This is a genomic window from Martinezella sp. CNPSo 3957 (assembly GCF_057784395.1).
This window is the reverse complement of sequence record NZ_JBXSOU010000003.1, coordinates 196,380-209,577: the sequence shown is the minus strand read 5'-3', so window position 1 is coordinate 209,577 and position 13,198 is coordinate 196,380. Positions and strand designations below refer to the sequence as shown.

The following is a 13,198-nucleotide window of genomic DNA, read 5'->3' as shown; positions in this document are numbered from 1 at the left end:
CTCAACACTATGTCCATGAAAGTTGAGCGCATATTCTGCAGTTATGGTTAATGATCGGTTAGGAGCGGCCGCGAATTCCTTAACAAGCAGTCAGCCTCAGCCGGCCATGCCGCTTTCATATTCCGATGAAAGTTCCAGCCACTGCTCCTCGGCTGCCGCAAGCTTCTCGGCGGCATCGGCGCGCTGCTTTGCCTTTTCTGCAGCCTTTGCCGGTGCCTTCTCGTAGAGGGCGGGATCCGCAAGTTCTGCATCAAGCGCCTGAATCAGTTTCTCAAGCTTGCCGGTCAAGGATTCGATTTCGTTGATCTTCTTCTTGAGCGGCGCCAGCGACGCGCGCCGATCGGCGTTGAGCTTGCGCTGGTCGGCCTTGGAAACGGAATCGTCGATGCCGTTCGTTTTGGCCTTCTCGTCCTTCGACTTCGGGCTGGCGACGACGAGGCTGCGGTATTCTTCAAGATCGCCGTCGAAGGTCGAGACAGTGCCGTCGCGCACCAGCCAGAGGCGGTCGACGGTGGCTTCGATCAGATGGCGGTCGTGCGAGATCAGGATGACCGCACCGGAATAATCGTTCAGCGCCTGGATCAGCGCATTGCGGCTGTCGATATCGAGATGGTTCGTCGGTTCGTCGAGGATCAGCAGATTCGGTGCGTCGAAGGCGGCAAGGCCCATGAGGAGGCGTGCCTTCTCGCCGCCGGAGAGATCCTTGACCTGCGTGTCCATCTTCTCGGTCGCCAAGCCCATCTGCGCGACGCGGGCGCGCACCTTCGCCTCCGGTGTCTCCGGCATGCGGCGGCGGACATGCTCGACGGCCGTCTGGTTCGGAATGAGATCGTCGAGCTGATGCTGGGCAAAGAAGCCGATCATCAGGTTCGGTGCGAGCCTGACTTCACCGCTCTCCGCGCCCAGCCGGCCTGAAATGAACTTCGCGAAGGTCGATTTGCCGTTGCCGTTGGAGCCGAGCAGCGCGATGCGGTCGTCGGCATCGATGCGCAGGTTCAGGCGCTTGAGGATCGGCTTGCCCGGCTCGTAGCCGACGGCACCGCCGCTGATCGCGATGATCGGTGAGGCGGGCTGCTTTTCCGGCTCCGGAAAGCTGAAGCCCATCACATGATCTTCGATGACGGCGGCGACCGTGCCCATGCGTTCCAGCGCCTTGATGCGCGATTGCGCCTGTCGCGCCTTCGAGGCCTTGGCCTTGAAGCGGTCGATGAAGCTCTGCAGATGCTTGCGCGCCGCATCGTTCTTCGCCTTCGCCTTCATCTGCAGCTCGTCGGCTTCAGCCTTCTGCCGCTCGAACTGGTCATAGGAGCCGCGATAGAAGGTGAGTTTCTTCTGGTCGAGATGCACGATGGAGTTGACGGCCGTGTTCAAAAGATCGCGGTCGTGCGAGATGATGATGACCGTGTGAGGGCAGCGGCGGATATAGTCCTCCAGCCAGAGCGTGCCTTCAAGGTCGAGGTAGTTCGTCGGCTCGTCGAGCAGCAGCAGATCCGGCTCGGAAAACAAGACAGCCGCAAGAGCCACGCGCATGCGCCAGCCGCCGGAGAAAGAGGAGGCAGGGCGCTTCTGCGCCTCGTGGTCGAAGCCGAGGCCGGCGAGAATGCTGGCGGCACGCGCTTCGGCCGAATGCGCATCGATATCGGCAAGCCGCGTCTGGATATCGGCGATGCGGTGCGGATCGGTCGCGGTTTCGGCTTCCGCAAGCAGTGCGGAGCGTTCCTTGTCCGCCGCGAGGACGATATCGATCAGGGGCTCTTCGGTGCCGGGGGCCTCCTGCGCAACCTGGCCGATGCGCGCATTGCGCGGGATCGAGACAGAGCCGCTTTCGGCAGCAAAATCGCCGGTGATGATCCTGAACAGCGTGGATTTGCCAGCACCGTTCTTGCCGACGAGGCCAGCCTTCGTGCCCGCCGGAAGCGTCACGCTGGCATGATCGATGAGAAGGCGGCCGGCAATGCGGGCGGAAAGGTCTGAAATCGAAATCATGGCGCGGTTTTGGCCGAACTCGACGCCGAAGGCAAGAGCGCGAAGTCGCTTAGGCGCCAGCCTTTTGCGAGGGCTTCGCGAGGTTGGCGCAGTTGCGCAGCCGCTCGGTCAGCTCGGTTTCGTAGAGCATGAGATTGCTGAGAGAGGCATTGAGGCTGTCGAGGGCGGGGTTCGCATTCGCTGCCGTTTCGGTCTCGCGGCTAAATCGCTGTTTCTTCATCAGCCCCTTGGCGAGCTGATCTGCGACTTCGCGGAGCATTTCGGCGGCATCGCTTTCCGATTTGCGCGCCACCAGCCCGCAATGGCTGACGAGGCGATACTTCAGGCCGATTTCGTCGAGCCCGCTTTGCGAGGGAAGGGGGCCAAGCGCCTCGATTTCTTCGGCAAGATGGCGATCCTGCCCGTAAAGCGCCTCGTGAAAGAGCTGATAGTTGCGCGGCAGGTTCTTGACCTTCAGCCGCGTCATGAAGCGGCCGATAACCTCAAGCTCGGTTTCCGTTTCATCATTATCGATGGAATATGCCGAAACGCTTGTCTGCGAGTTCTTCATGCCTGCTTCTGACCGTGAGCTGATATATCTTATCAATCTGCAGGTCGGCAGGTTAAAGGAACATGAACAAAATGCCTTATTCACCCTGCGTCGCAACAAAATGAGGCAGGTGCTCAACGCTTTGGCGAAAGCGGAAAACAGCGGTTCGCCTCTCGCTCACATCCAGCGCGTTCCTTCACTGCGCAGGAAGTTCAGCAGGTCCAGCACCAGCGACGGCTTGCCCATGGATGTGAGGATGGTATGGCACTGGCCGCGGTGGTGGGTGTGGTGGTTGAACATATGTGCTACCGCCGCATGGAGGGGAACGGTCATGGCGCCCGGTCGCAGGATCGAGGTATAGGTGAGATTGACGGCAAGCGCGTCGGCATCGAGTGTTTCCAGCCAGGCGATGATATTTCGATCTTCCGCCTCCCGTAAGCTGTAGAGTCCTTTAAGTGTGTCATGAAGGACTGTCTCGAGCGACGCCGGCACCCCGCCGGTGCCGTTGAAACGGTGCATCCACAGCCGATCCGTGACAAGCAGATGGTTCAGCGTTCCGTGGAGCGAACCGAAGAACGCGCCGCGATCCTCATGGAATTCCGCATCACTGAGGTCTGCCGTGGCGTTGTAGACCTGAACATTGGCCCAACGATTGTAGTCGGCAAGCATCCTGAAATGTTTGAGCATATGACCTCTCCTCAATGGTGCGGCGATGTTGCCGCTGAGTTTGCAAATAAACCATCGCAATGCCATCGGCCGATTGCGAATCGGATGCCCGGACTGTGACAGCGGCGTGAAATTGGCCCATCCCCCTTGTTTTCGGGCCTTGGGGCAGGTAAAGACCGCCCACTTTTCTCTGATTACAAGGAACGGACCCATGGCGATTGAACGTACTTTCTCGATGATCAAGCCGGACGCGACGAAGCGCAACCTGACCGGCGCCATCACCAAGGTTTTTGAAGACAACGGCCTGCGCGTAATCGCCTCCAAGCGTGTCTGGATGAGCAAGCGTGAAGCTGAAGGCTTCTACGCCGTTCACAAGGAACGTCCGTTCTTCGGCGAACTCGTTGAAGGCATGACCTCCGGCCCGACCATCGTTCAGGTTCTCGAAGGCGAAAACGCCATCCTGAAGAACCGCGAAATCATGGGCGCGACCAACCCGGCAAACGCTGACGAGGGCACGATCCGCAAGACCTTCGCTCTGTCGATCGGCGAAAATTCCGTTCATGGCTCGGACGCTCCGGAAACGGCTGCCGTCGAAATCGCCTACTGGTTCTCCGAAACCGAAATCGTCGGCTGAATCAGCCTTTCAGCTTCAGCGCTGAACGATTTGAAATGACTCATGAAAAAGCCGGGACCTCGCGTCCCGGCTTTTTCATGCCGGGCACGCAACATCATGTCCATAATCGGTGCTGCCATCGCCCTTGAAGACATCTGGATTGGCGGTATAGACCGGGCCGACGACCAGTGGCTTCGTCGGCAGCACGGTCTGGTCGAGATCGGATTTGACCTCGGTCTTGATCGTCTGGATCGTCTTGTCGCTGGCATCGACCAGCTTGATTGAGACGGAGTAAGGGCGGTCCTTGCGGACGCAATGGAGGTCCGGACTTTCCAGCGTGATCTTGTCCCAGAATGTATAGATCTTCTGATTGACGACAAGCGGGTCGCCGCCGGCCGGATTTTCGAATTCCGCGATCGCCTTTGTTCCCTCAGGGATCGGGGCGATCTTCTTGAGCGTGATCATGTAGCTCGCACTCGCCACCCGGTAGTTGAAGACGAAGAGGCGGCCGGTGAGCTGGGTCGGGCCTTCGTCGTCCTTCCGCTGGCAGCCAGCCAATGCCAGGCCGGCGACGATCACGGCACCTATCATTGTCAGCATGATCCTTCGCATCGTCATGGCGCAGTCTCCTCCTTCTTGCGCCGGTAGTGCCGGCTGGCTTTGGCCCGGTTGCCGCAAACCGCCATATCGCACCAGGCGCGGCTCTTGTTCTTGCTGCGGTCGATAAAGAGCCAGCCGCAGTTGCGGCATATCTTCATTCGCTCCGGATCGGGCATGGCGATGAGGCGCAGCGTCGAATGCACGGTTGCGGCATCGAGCCCATTGGAGGACGCGCGCTTCAGGACCCCAGCCAATGCCGCAAGCAGATCGGCGAGCAGCAGATCGGCAGCCTCCCCAAGAACGCGTGCCCGGAAATAACGATCGATCAATTCGCGGAGCGCGATGAAATCGGTTTGGTTTTCCCGCTTCACCGGCAGGATATCGCCGAAGAGCGCTCGTTCGGCGCAGAAATTGGCTGCCGCCTTCGGAAAGCTATCCATCTGTCCTGCCGCCTCGAAACGGTCGATCCGGCGCTCGTCGTCATGGCGCAGGATCACGCTGTTGGCGACATCGAGCGCAAGCGCGCCACCGGAAAAGCGATGTGGAGTCCAGGTAAAGCTCATGACAAAATTATAACTGGTAAAATGAATTTTGCCAGTTACTATTTGCTTGTTCTTCGGAGGGGTGGAATGGCCTATCTTCTGCAGCAATTGGCGAATGCCGTTCCGCTCGCTGCACTTTATGCGACGCTGGCCTTCGGCTATTCTATTGCCTTCGGGGTCATGAAGCGGGCCGATATCACCTATGGCGCGCTCTTCGCCTTTGCCGGCCAGATGCTCGTGCTCTTCACGGACGTCGGTTATACGAAGATGTATCTCATCCTGCCGGCTGCCTTTGCTTTCGGGGCCGTGATCGCCGTCGGCTATACGATCGGCACCAGCTTTCTGGTCGGCCGCGCGATTATGCTACCGCTATCGCGCAAGTCGCCGAACACGGTCATCGTCGCGGCACTTGGCATGATGATCATCTTAATGGAAACAGCGCGGCTGGCGTCTAATACGCGCGGGATCTGGCTGCCACCCTTTCTGAACGGTGCAGTCGTGTTCTGGGACAGCGGCGGCTTCCGCGTCACACTGACCGAAATCCAGCTGCTTAACACCGTGCTGATGATCCTCGTTATCTTGATAGGTGCCTATGTCCTCAAATGCACCGGATGGGGCCGCATCTGGCGTGCCGTCACCGACGACGCGCTTGCAGCCGAACTGTGCGGCGCCAGCGCCAGCCGAGTCTTCCTGATGGCCTATGTCGCCTCCGCTATGGTCGCGACCATCTGCGGTCTGCTCGCCACCTCCTACTATGGAACCATGGATTTCGGCGCAGGGCTTATGTTCGGGCTGAAGGTGCTGATGATTGCGGCGGTCGGCGGCTATTCCGAGCCGCTGAAGTCGGCCGGCGGGGCCGCGCTCCTCGGCCTGACGGAGACGATGTGGGGAGCTTACGGTCCGTTCCTTTGGCGCGATTTCGTCATCTTCTCGCTGCTCGTGCTGATGTTGGTGTTGAGCCGCCGTGAACGAGTGGTGCCCTGAAGCCTACTTGTTACCGGCCCACTTGGCCCGCGCGGCATCGTCGGCGTCCTTGGCGGAAACCCAACCGCCTTGCGTGCCATCTTTGCCGTGTTCCTTCTTCCAGAATGGCGCGGAGGTTTTCAGGAAATCCATGACGAAATTGGCGCCGTCGAAAGCCGCCTGCCGATGCGGTGCCGCGGCAATGACGAGCACGATGTTTTCGCCAGGTGCGATCTTGCCGTAGCGATGGATAGCGGTAAGGCCAAGAAGCTCGAAACGTTCGATGGCAAGCTTGGCGATGCGGTCGATCTCCGCCTCCGCCATGCCCGGATAATGTTCGAGTTCCAGCGCGCCCAAAGTGCCGCCTTCGTCACGGCAGAGCCCGGAGAAGGTGACGACAGCGCCGATATCGTGCCTCCTTGAGGTTAGTTGGTCGATCTCCGCCTGGAGGTCGAAATCCTCGCGCTGGACGCGGACTAGCGGTTGGACGGCCATCAGTTCATCCCCCCGTCATCGGCGGGAAAAGCCCGATCTCTCGCGCTCCGGCGATCGGCTCATCGTGCTCGGCGTGCTCCATATTGATTGCGACGCGGATCGCCTGGGGGAATTGAAGTGCCGCCTCGTATTCTTCGCCCAAGCCCTTCAAATGACTCAGGAGATCGCCGACGGTAACGACATCGGCGGGCAGGGAAATCTCTTCTTCCGCTTTGCCGATCCGCTCGCGCACCCAGGCGAAATAGACGAGCTTCGTCATCATTCCTCATCCACGACATGCTTCAGCCCGGCCCGGAAATAATCGTAGCCGGTATAGATGGTCAAAAGCGCTGCGACCCAGAGCAGGACGATGCCTATCTCCGTCGTATAGGGTAGCACCTTGTCGCCCGCAGGCCCAGCCAGCAGGAAAGCGATAGCCACGAGCTGGGCGGTCGTCTTCCATTTGGCGATGCGCGTCACGGGAACGCTGACCTTTAGCGCCGCCAGATATTCGCGCAGGCCCGAAACCAGGATTTCGCGGCAGAGAATGATGATGGCAGCCCAGAGAGACCAGCCGGCAATGGTGCCGTCGGCCGCGACCAGGAGCAGGATCGCGGAGACCAGCAGCTTGTCGGCGATCGGATCGAGCATGCGGCCGATGTTGGAGGTCTGGTTCCAGATGCGCGCGAGATAACCGTCGAGGAAATCGGTGATCGAGGCAATGACGAAAATCCAGAGCGCGACCCAGCGCGCGAAATCCGAACCCTCCAGCTTGCCTTCGATGAAGAAGCATAGAACGATCAGGGGTACGCAGAGAATGCGGCCGTAGGTGAGCAGATTGGGGATGCTATAAGCGCGCGAAGCCATGGAAATCGTTTCGTTTCGGTTATCTCGGCGGATCGCGATGAGCCTCGATTTCGGGCTTCATCGCGCTCCGAGCATTTGATTTTCTTGATCTTCTCCAAAAACCGCTTCGCACTTTTTGGGATCAAATCCTAGATGATGGTTTGGCGACCTTATCGTCAATATTATTTCTATTTTTTCACCGCCATTGCGTGGAATTTGCGACCAGCGTTTCTTATTTCGCGGCATCCTCGTGGAAATGGTTGTAGACCTGTCGTGCTACGGTTTCCGATATGCCCTCGACCGCCATCAGATCCGATAGCGCCGCCCGCGATACGGCCTTGGCGGTGCCGAAATGCTGCAGCAGCGCGCGCTTGCGCGAGGGTCCGATGCCGCCGATCTCGTCCAGCGGATTCCTAACCATCTCCTTCTTGCGCCGGGCACGATGCGAGCCGATCGCGAAGCGGTGCGCCTCGTCGCGCATGCGCTGGATGAAATAGAGCACGGGATCGCGGGGCGGCAGCGAGAAGCTTTCGCGCGCTGGCGCGAAGAAGCGCTCGCGCCCGGCCTCGCGGTCGACGCCCTTGGCGACGCCGATGGCGATGACGCTGTCGGTGATCCCAAGCTCCTCGAGAATGGCGCGTACGGCCGTCATCTGCCCCTGGCCGCCGTCGATGAGGATGACATCGGGCCAGGCCGGGAAGGGCTGGTCGGCTGCATCGGTGCCGGATGCTTCTGCGGCAGCTGTCCGATCAGGCTTTCCTTCCTCCTTCAGGAGGCGCGAGAAGCGGCGGGTCATGACCTCGCGCATCATGCCGAAGTCGTCGCCCGGCGTGATGTCGGTCGATTTGATGTTGAATTTGCGATACTGGCCTTTGACGAAGCCTTCCGGCCCTGCCACCACCATGCCGCCAACCGCATTCGTGCCCATGATATGGGAGTTGTCGTAGATCTCGATGCGCTGCGGCACATAGGGAAGCTTGAATGTTTCCTTGAAACCTTCGAGCAGCCGCGATTGCGAGGCGGTTTCCGCCAGCTTACGGCCATGCGCCTCGCGTGCATTGGCGATGACATGCTCGACCAAATCGCGCTTTTCGCCGCGCTGCGGCACGAGGATCGCGACCTTGTGGCCGGCTTTCTCGGTAAGCGCTGCCGCCAAGAGTTCCATTTCCTCGATGGTCTCCGACAACAGGATCTGCCGCGGCACGGGCTTGTCATCATAGAATTGCGCAAGGAACGCGTTCAGCACTTCGGCGCTGGAGAGCGACGGATCGGCCTTCGGAAAATAGGCGCGGTTGCCCCAGTTCTGCCCGGTGCGGAAGAAGAAAACCTGGATGCAGGAAATGCCGCCCTCGTGATGGATGGCGAAGACGTCGGCTTCCTCCACTCCGGCTGGATTGATGCCTTGGTGGCTCTGCACATGCGAGAGCGCGGCAAGCCGATCGCGAAAGATCGCGGCGCGCTCGAAATCCAGATCTTCGGCGGCAGCATTCATCGCCTCGGCCATATGCGCCTTGACGTTCTGGCTCTTGCCGGAAAGGAAGTCCTTCGCTTCCTGTACTAGTTCCGCATAGCCTGTATCGCTGATCTCATGCGTGCAGGGGCCGGAACAGCGCTTGATCTGATAGAGCAGACAGGGCCGCGTGCGCGTCTCGAAGACGCTGTCGGTGCAGGTGCGGATCAGAAAGGCCCGCTGCAGCGAATTGATGGTGCGCCCGACCGCGCCGGCCGATGCGAAGGGCCCGAAATAGTCGCCCTTGCGAGCGCGGGCGCCGCGATGCTTGAAGATCGCCGGCGCGCGATGATCGCCCGTGATCAGAATATAAGGGAAGGATTTGTCGTCCCGCAGCAGCACGTTAAAGCGCGGGCGCAAGCGTTTGATGAGATTCGCTTCCAGCAGCAGCGCTTCCGTCTCCGTGCGCGTGGTGACGAATTCCATATTCGCGGTTTCGCGCACCATGCGGGCGATGCGGTTGGAGTGCACCTTGCCCAGAGCATAGTTGGAAACGCGCTTCTTCAGGTTTCGCGCCTTGCCGACGTAGAGCACGTCGCCGGCTTCGTTGAACATGCGATAAACGCCGGGATTGTTCGGCAGCCGCTTGACGAATTCGGCGATCAGTTCGGCGCCGCGAAGCCCGGTCTCGTTCTTGCCGCCTTCATTCCAATCGACAGGCGCAACAGGGGAGGCGGCGGCATCGCCCTCCACCTCGATGTCGTCTTCGATATCCTCTGATTCGTCATAGAGAACGCCGCCATCGGGCAGCTTTCTTCCATTCATTCCGCACTCTCCGACACGTCTGGCGTTTCCCAGGCAAGGTGCTGGCCGCCATCGAGCGCTATCATTTGGCCCGTGATCGAGGGCGTGTCAAAAAGAAAGCGGATGGTCCGGCCGAATTCTTCGAGCCCCGGCGCCGCCTTCAATATGAGGCCCTCGATCTGCGCTTGAAAATCCTCCTCGCTCTGCCGCACGCTGCGCACCGTCGGACCTGGGCCGATCGCGTTGACGCGGATGCGCGGCGCAAAGCTCTGCGCCATCGTCTGGGTTGCGGTCCAAAGAGCAGCTTTCGATAGCGTATAGGAATAGAAGCGGGGATTAAGCGCCCAGACCCGCTGATCGACCATGTTGACGATCAGGCCCGGATAGGGTTCGGGAAGCTGCCGGACGAAATCGGCAGCCAGAATGGATGGCGCGCGCACGTGCACGGCGAAGTGCGCCTCGAAGGCTTCGGCGTCGAAATGATCGGCGGAATCACCGAGGAAAGCCGAGGCGTTGTTGACCAGAAGATCGAGCGGACCAAGAGCATCCGCGGCCCTTTCGACAAGGGTTGACGTCTCGCCCAAATTCAGCAGATCGGCCTTGATCGCAATCGCCTTTCGGCCCGTTCGCCGCAGTTTCGCCGCAATTTCTTCCGCCTCGTCGAGGGACCGATGGGCATGCAACGCCACCGCGAAGCCATGAGCCGATAAATCCTCGGCAATTGCCAGACCTATTCTTTTGGACGCGCCGGTTATCAGCGCCGTGCGTAGTTTTTCCTGGCTCAAGAGATCGCCTTCTGCTCGTCGTTACCCGATCGATGTTCATATAGGGCGTCGATACACCATATGAAAAGATGTGGGAGCGAATGACACGCTTCGGAATTTCTTATGTAAAACTTAAGATATATTTAGTTTAAAATAAGTATACATGCTTTAACCATTGGTTATGGTTAATAATTCCTCTGTTGCGATGAAGCAACATCGAAATTCAGCCACCTCTGTGCCACAATGATATCATATTTTGGCTCTTCCAATTCCTCATTTGCATTCCAATTTCAACCTCGATCCGGGAGGGATATGTTTAATTGCTCGTGGCGCTTCACAGTCGAAGACAGTAAGCGAAGCACACGGGCCTGAAAGGAGAAAAGTATGCGTACTCTTATCAAGACCCTCATGGTCTCCACTCTCGCCCTCGGTGGCTACACCGCAGCTCACGCCGCTGACGCTGTCGAGCAGATTCCGCAGCCGCCCGTCGCTCAGGAAGCAGCTCCGGCCGTCAACAACTGGTCCGGCTTCTACATCGGTGGTGCAGGCGACTGGAGCAAGGGTCACTTCAGCCACAACGGCAACGGCTATGGCTTCGGCGGCCAGGCCTTCACCGGCTATAACTGGCAGCAGGGCCAGATCGTATACGGCGTTGAAGCAGACCTCGGCTATGCCGGCATTGACAGCACCCGCAACGGTCTGACCGCCAAGAATGGCGTCAATGGCTCGGTTCGCGGCCGTATCGGCTACGACTTCAACCCATTCATGCTGTACGGCACGGCCGGTCTGGCGCTCGCTCAGAACAAGCTTGAAGACGCTACCTCGTCCGACAGCAAGACGGCTGTTGGTTATACGGTTGGTGCAGGTGCTGAAACCTTCATCACCAACAACATCACCGCTCGCCTCGAGTACCGCTACACGGACTACGGCAAGAAGAACTTTGACCTCGACTCCGGTCGCTTTTCTCGCGGTTACGACGAGCAGAGCGTCAAGGTCGGTATCGGCGTCAAGTTCTAATCATCTGAAGGCACAGCCTGAAGAAAAGGCCGGGGTGAAAACCCCGGCTTTTTTGCATTACGCCTCGGAATGTTTAGGCGGCTTCCTTCGGGAAGTCAGTCGAGACGGCCAGTTCGCGCCAATCGGTCAGCTCTCTGGCGACATATTCGTTCTTGGTCTCGATCGCGCCGACCGTATCCGAGCCGAAAGGCATGCGCAGAGGCGGGTTGGCCGAATGGGCAAGCGTGATCATCGATTTTGCAAGACGTTTGGGATCGCCGGGCTGGGCGTGATTATGGCCGGCCGCGAAATCGCGCATCGCTCCGGCCGGAGTGTCCCTGTAGTCGGCAATCGAACTCGGGCTGACTGCAAGCGAGCTCTCATCGAGGAAGTCGGTGCGGAAAAAGCCGGGTTCGACAACGGTGACCTGGATGCCGAGCGGCTGCAACTCCGCTGCCATCGCTTCGGATAGGCCTTCGATGGCGAACTTTGTCGAGCAATAGACACCCCAGCCTGCAAAGCTCTGATAACCGCCGACCGAGGACATGTTGATGACATGGCCCGAACGCTGCCGGCGCATATGCGGCAGAACGGCGCGCGTGACCTTCAGCAGGCCGAAGACGTTGGTCGCATAGAGCTTTTCGATTTCCTCGGCAGTTGCTTCCTCCACGGCACCGAGCAGCCCGTAGCCGGCATTATTGACGAGGACGTCGATCTTGCCGAAACGCTTGACGGCGATCTCGGCGGCTTCATGGGCCTGCGTCTCGCTCGATACGTCGAGGGCGACGGATAGGAGGTTTGGGTGATTGCCGAACTTCTCCGCCAGCCCAACGGGATTGCGAGCTGTAGCAACAACGGCGTCGCCGGCGGTGAGGGCTTCCTGAGTGATAAGGGCACCGAACCCGCGGGATGCACCCGTAATGAACCAAACACGCATGGCTTTCTCCTTCGTGAGTTTGCAATTCCATGGGTGGAATTCGCTTGCAGGAGAAAGGTAGCTTGATGGTATCGCTGAGATAATCTACTTTCTCTTCCATGAAGAGCTGAGAAAATCTCACCAATGCGACGCATCCGTTCGATAGATCTGGCGATCTTCCTTGCAATTGCCGAACACCGTAGCTTTCGCAAAGCGGCGGTGGAATTGGGGGTGACTCCCTCCGCGCTCAGCCATTCGTTGCGCGCCATCGAGGAGCGGCTCGATGTGCGGCTGGTCAATCGCACCACCCGTGGCGTCGGCTTGACGGAAGCCGGCGAACGCCTGTTCGATCGCATCCGCCCGGCGTTTCTCGATATCGACGATGCGCTGGAGGATCTCGATAAATTCCGCGGCCAACCCTATGGCAAGCTACGCATCAATGCCCCGCGTCCTGCAGCCAGGATGGTATTGTTGCCGATCGTGTCGCGGTTCCTGAGGACTTACCCCGCCATTGAAGTCGAAATCGTAGTGGACGATGCGCTTGTGGATACGGTTGCCTCCGGTTTCGACGCCGGCATACGGTTCGGCGAACGCATCGCCGCCGACATGATCGCTGTCCCCATCGGGCCTCGCCAGCGGACGGCGATCGTCGGCTCGCCCGAACATTTTCAGCGTTTTCCCAAACCGCTCACGCCCCACGATCTGAAGGATCACCCCTGCATCCGCTACCGTTTCGCGAGCGGCACTTATTATCGCTGGGAGTTCGAGCGCGGGGGCATCGAGCTGGAGATCGAGGTGCAGGGGCCGCTCACGCTTGGCGATCTCGATATCATGCTGGATGCCGCTATCAATGGCTCCGGTCTTGCCTTCGTATTTGAAGATCACGCGCTACCGGCCTTGCGGGATGGCCGGCTGATCCGCGTGCTTGAGGACTGGTGTCCTTATTATCCCGGCTTCTTTCTCTATTATCCGAGCCGCCGGCAGTTGCCGACGGCTCTACGCGCCTTCGTCGATTTCGTAAAGGCCGACGCCATCCGCCAGGGCTGAGT

Annotated in this window: 15 protein-coding genes; 4 read left to right on the top strand and 11 right to left on the bottom strand. The window is 59.4% G+C overall.

The features are described from left to right. Positions 1-96: 96 nt before the first annotated feature. The 3 genes from AC13QE_RS09460 to AC13QE_RS09450 form a co-directional block, all read right to left on the bottom strand. Positions 97-1,986, bottom strand: a complete 1,890-nt coding sequence (locus AC13QE_RS09460) for an ATP-binding cassette domain-containing protein (protein ID WP_488483455.1) — start codon at positions 1,984-1,986, stop codon at positions 97-99. Between the two features lie 49 nt (positions 1,987-2,035). Next, positions 2,036-2,536 carry a hypothetical protein gene (locus tag AC13QE_RS09455; protein WP_488483454.1) on the bottom strand — a complete coding sequence of 167 codons (501 nt, stop codon included), beginning with the start codon at positions 2,534-2,536 and terminating at the stop codon, positions 2,036-2,038. A 156-nt stretch (positions 2,537-2,692) separates the two neighbouring features. Next, complete coding sequence (locus AC13QE_RS09450; protein ID WP_488483453.1) at positions 2,693-3,202, bottom strand: DinB family protein; 510 nt, start codon at positions 3,200-3,202, stop codon at positions 2,693-2,695. A gap of 190 nt (positions 3,203-3,392) precedes the next feature. Here AC13QE_RS09450 and ndk point away from each other — a divergent pair, with 190 nt between their 5' ends. Next, the gene (gene ndk / locus AC13QE_RS09445; RefSeq protein ID WP_004122188.1) at positions 3,393-3,815 is read left to right on the top strand and encodes a nucleoside-diphosphate kinase; all 423 of its coding nucleotides are present in this window, start codon (positions 3,393-3,395) and stop codon (positions 3,813-3,815) included. A gap of 75 nt (positions 3,816-3,890) precedes the next feature. On the opposite strand, the gene AC13QE_RS09440 is transcribed toward ndk, so the two are convergent. Together AC13QE_RS09440 and AC13QE_RS09435 are read right to left on the bottom strand one after the other, a co-directional pair. Next, on the bottom strand, positions 3,891-4,412 hold the full coding sequence (locus AC13QE_RS09440; RefSeq protein ID WP_488483452.1) for a hypothetical protein: 522 nt from the start codon (positions 4,410-4,412) through the stop codon (positions 3,891-3,893). Beyond that, positions 4,409-4,957 (bottom strand): CGNR zinc finger domain-containing protein, encoded by a 549-nt coding sequence (locus tag AC13QE_RS09435; RefSeq protein WP_488483451.1) that lies wholly within the window; start codon positions 4,955-4,957, stop codon positions 4,409-4,411. The genes AC13QE_RS09440 and AC13QE_RS09435 overlap by 4 nt, the downstream gene beginning before the upstream one ends. Positions 4,958-5,023: 66 nt before the next feature. On the opposite strand from AC13QE_RS09435, the gene AC13QE_RS09430 reads away from it, so the two are divergent. Next, positions 5,024-5,920 (top strand): branched-chain amino acid ABC transporter permease, encoded by an 897-nt coding sequence (locus AC13QE_RS09430; RefSeq protein ID WP_132716265.1) that lies wholly within the window; start codon positions 5,024-5,026, stop codon positions 5,918-5,920. A 3-nt stretch (positions 5,921-5,923) separates the two neighbouring features. On the opposite strand, the gene AC13QE_RS09425 is transcribed toward AC13QE_RS09430, so the two are convergent. The 5 genes from AC13QE_RS09425 to AC13QE_RS09405 all read right to left on the bottom strand — a co-directional run bounded on the left by AC13QE_RS09425 (position 5,924) and on the right by AC13QE_RS09405 (position 10,258). After that, complete coding sequence (locus tag AC13QE_RS09425; protein ID WP_132716266.1) at positions 5,924-6,394, bottom strand: molybdenum cofactor biosynthesis protein MoaE; 471 nt, start codon at positions 6,392-6,394, stop codon at positions 5,924-5,926. A gap of 4 nt (positions 6,395-6,398) precedes the next feature. Next, positions 6,399-6,653: a molybdopterin converting factor subunit 1 gene (gene moaD / locus AC13QE_RS09420; protein ID WP_069616328.1), complete on the bottom strand. Its 255-nt coding sequence runs from the start codon at positions 6,651-6,653 to the stop codon at positions 6,399-6,401. Next, a complete protein-coding gene (gene pgsA / locus AC13QE_RS09415; protein ID WP_015339389.1) occupies positions 6,653-7,240 on the bottom strand; it encodes a CDP-diacylglycerol--glycerol-3-phosphate 3-phosphatidyltransferase in 588 nt (195 codons plus the stop codon). The genes moaD and pgsA overlap by 1 nt, the downstream gene beginning before the upstream one ends. Before the next feature lie 211 nt (positions 7,241-7,451). Next, positions 7,452-9,494 (bottom strand): excinuclease ABC subunit UvrC, encoded by a 2,043-nt coding sequence (uvrC, locus tag AC13QE_RS09410; protein ID WP_488483450.1) that lies wholly within the window; start codon positions 9,492-9,494, stop codon positions 7,452-7,454. Continuing rightward, positions 9,491-10,258 (bottom strand): SDR family oxidoreductase, encoded by a 768-nt coding sequence (locus AC13QE_RS09405; RefSeq protein WP_488483449.1) that lies wholly within the window; start codon positions 10,256-10,258, stop codon positions 9,491-9,493. Before AC13QE_RS09405 ends, uvrC begins: the two co-directional genes overlap by 4 nt. Positions 10,259-10,621: 363 nt before the next feature. Here AC13QE_RS09405 and AC13QE_RS09400 point away from each other — a divergent pair, with 363 nt between their 5' ends. After that, positions 10,622-11,254: an outer membrane protein gene (locus AC13QE_RS09400; protein WP_015339392.1), complete on the top strand. Its 633-nt coding sequence runs from the start codon at positions 10,622-10,624 to the stop codon at positions 11,252-11,254. A 73-nt stretch (positions 11,255-11,327) separates the two neighbouring features. Here AC13QE_RS09400 and AC13QE_RS09395 read toward each other — a convergent pair whose 3' ends face one another. Further along, positions 11,328-12,170: an oxidoreductase gene (locus AC13QE_RS09395; RefSeq protein ID WP_488483448.1), complete on the bottom strand. Its 843-nt coding sequence runs from the start codon at positions 12,168-12,170 to the stop codon at positions 11,328-11,330. A gap of 123 nt (positions 12,171-12,293) precedes the next feature. Here AC13QE_RS09395 and AC13QE_RS09390 point away from each other — a divergent pair, with 123 nt between their 5' ends. Next, complete coding sequence (locus AC13QE_RS09390; RefSeq protein ID WP_488483447.1) at positions 12,294-13,196, top strand: LysR family transcriptional regulator; 903 nt, start codon at positions 12,294-12,296, stop codon at positions 13,194-13,196. The last annotated feature ends 2 nt before the right edge of the window (positions 13,197-13,198 follow it).

Bases quoted from the DNA above. Each gene is read 5' to 3' on its own strand.
- AC13QE_RS09460 (WP_488483455.1), bottom strand. From the start codon at position 1,986: ATGATTTCGATTTCAGACCTTTCCGCCCGCATTGCCGGCCGCCTTCTC.
- AC13QE_RS09455 (WP_488483454.1), bottom strand. From the start codon at position 2,536: ATGAAGAACTCGCAGACAAGCGTTTCGGCATATTCCATCGATAATGAT.
- AC13QE_RS09450 (WP_488483453.1), bottom strand. From the start codon at position 3,202: ATGCTCAAACATTTCAGGATGCTTGCCGACTACAATCGTTGGGCCAAT.
- ndk (WP_004122188.1), top strand. From the start codon at position 3,393: ATGGCGATTGAACGTACTTTCTCGATGATCAAGCCGGACGCGACGAAG.
- AC13QE_RS09440 (WP_488483452.1), bottom strand. From the start codon at position 4,412: ATGACGATGCGAAGGATCATGCTGACAATGATAGGTGCCGTGATCGTC.
- AC13QE_RS09435 (WP_488483451.1), bottom strand. From the start codon at position 4,957: ATGAGCTTTACCTGGACTCCACATCGCTTTTCCGGTGGCGCGCTTGCG.
- AC13QE_RS09430 (WP_132716265.1), top strand. From the start codon at position 5,024: ATGGCCTATCTTCTGCAGCAATTGGCGAATGCCGTTCCGCTCGCTGCA.
- AC13QE_RS09425 (WP_132716266.1), bottom strand. From the start codon at position 6,394: ATGGCCGTCCAACCGCTAGTCCGCGTCCAGCGCGAGGATTTCGACCTC.
- moaD (WP_069616328.1), bottom strand. From the start codon at position 6,653: ATGACGAAGCTCGTCTATTTCGCCTGGGTGCGCGAGCGGATCGGCAAA.
- pgsA (WP_015339389.1), bottom strand. From the start codon at position 7,240: ATGGCTTCGCGCGCTTATAGCATCCCCAATCTGCTCACCTACGGCCGC.
- uvrC (WP_488483450.1), bottom strand. From the start codon at position 9,494: ATGAATGGAAGAAAGCTGCCCGATGGCGGCGTTCTCTATGACGAATCA.
- AC13QE_RS09400 (WP_015339392.1), top strand. From the start codon at position 10,622: ATGCGTACTCTTATCAAGACCCTCATGGTCTCCACTCTCGCCCTCGGT.
- AC13QE_RS09395 (WP_488483448.1), bottom strand. From the start codon at position 12,170: ATGCGTGTTTGGTTCATTACGGGTGCATCCCGCGGGTTCGGTGCCCTT.
- AC13QE_RS09390 (WP_488483447.1), top strand. From the start codon at position 12,294: ATGCGACGCATCCGTTCGATAGATCTGGCGATCTTCCTTGCAATTGCC.